The sequence below is a fragment of the Streptomyces sp. NPDC097981 genome (assembly GCF_040302565.1).
In the GTDB taxonomy this organism is placed as follows: domain Bacteria; phylum Actinomycetota; class Actinomycetes; order Streptomycetales; family Streptomycetaceae; genus Streptomyces.
The window spans coordinates 1-1,023 of sequence record NZ_JBEORW010000201.1 but is presented as its reverse complement, the minus strand read 5'-3'; the positions used below and the strand labels follow the sequence as shown (position 1 = coordinate 1,023).

At 67.3% G+C, this 1,023-nt stretch carries 3 protein-coding genes; 1 reads left to right on the top strand and 2 read right to left on the bottom strand.

Features of this window, described 5'->3' with window-relative positions; all coding sequences use genetic code 11:
- Both ABTY04_RS41070 and ABTY04_RS41065 read right to left on the bottom strand, forming a co-directional pair.
- Positions 1-191: hypothetical protein (locus tag ABTY04_RS41070; RefSeq protein WP_352218534.1), on the bottom strand; the 191-nt coding region annotated here is incomplete at its 3' end.
- Between the two features lie 194 nt (positions 192-385).
- Positions 386-763 carry a hypothetical protein gene (locus ABTY04_RS41065; protein ID WP_352218533.1) on the bottom strand — a complete coding sequence of 126 codons (378 nt, stop codon included), beginning with the start codon at positions 761-763 and terminating at the stop codon, positions 386-388.
- A 78-nt stretch (positions 764-841) separates the two neighbouring features.
- Between ABTY04_RS41065 and ABTY04_RS41060 the strand changes: the two genes are divergently transcribed.
- The coding region (locus tag ABTY04_RS41060) for a hypothetical protein (protein ID WP_352218532.1) at positions 842-1,023 on the top strand (182 nt) is incomplete at its 3' end.

Here is a 1,023-nt window from a genome sequence, read left to right as displayed (position 1 = left end):
AGCGTGCCGTGCGACGACAGGTCGAACTCGGCAAACAGGGCCAGTCCCTCGGCGAGCGGGCGCTGGAGTGCGATGAAGGCCTCGTACCGCATCATGGCGCCGGTGATCCGGCGCGCGAGATCCTCGTCAGACCGGCGTCCGCCGCGGTAGGCCGCCGCATCGGTCAGCGCGCGCTGGTGCAGCAGGCTCACCGCCAGACCGGCAGTGTGCATGAAGCACCAGTGGTGGGTCGCCTCGTGAAGGAAAGCCGGCAGGCAGTCGGGCGAGATGTGCCGCTGGATCAGGCCCTGGACGTGCTTGCCTGCCCGGAAGGACGAGATGACGGTCTCGTTGGTGATGGGATTGATAAAGCTGCGCCCGCTCAGCGCCGACGCGAAGTGCGCGCTCAGTTCTCGTCACCGACCATCTTGTCCCAGGGGATGCCGGTGGCGGAGGCGAGCTCCTGCGCCAACGCGGAGTTGATGGGCTCGCTTGACGTGTCCCGCCACATCACGGTCCGCCGCTCGATCCGGCCATCGGGATGCTCGATCTCATAAACCTGCTCGAACGACTTGCCCCGGTGGCGGTACGCCAGATAGCTGACCATCCCCTTGAGCGCGATGGCGGAAACGGCCACCACAGCGGTCACCACGCCGAGATCGCCGAAGCTTCCCTCCGGCACGGGCTCGTGGTGGAACGCGATCGCCCCGCGGTCGACGAACTCGCCCAGCTCGAGGGCATCCGACCTGGACAGTCCTGGTAAGCGGAGCTTGCCTGCTGACACGGAAGTCTCCAATCAACGCACGGCGGAGCGGCATCGTACCGCGCGCGATGGCGTTGCTGTGTCGCGTTGGAACGGCTGGTGGAGGGCTCGTTGGAGCTGCCGGCGTTCTGCACGCTCACCGACCTGGCCACTGCGATTCGAGGCCGGGTCAACGACGAGATCTTCGCGCAGGTGGTGGCCCGGTTCGGGGCGGCGCGGGTGGAAGGGCTGTTCGTGGTGGGGGTGGGAGGCAAGAGCGAGTTCAACCGGCTCAAGCGCAC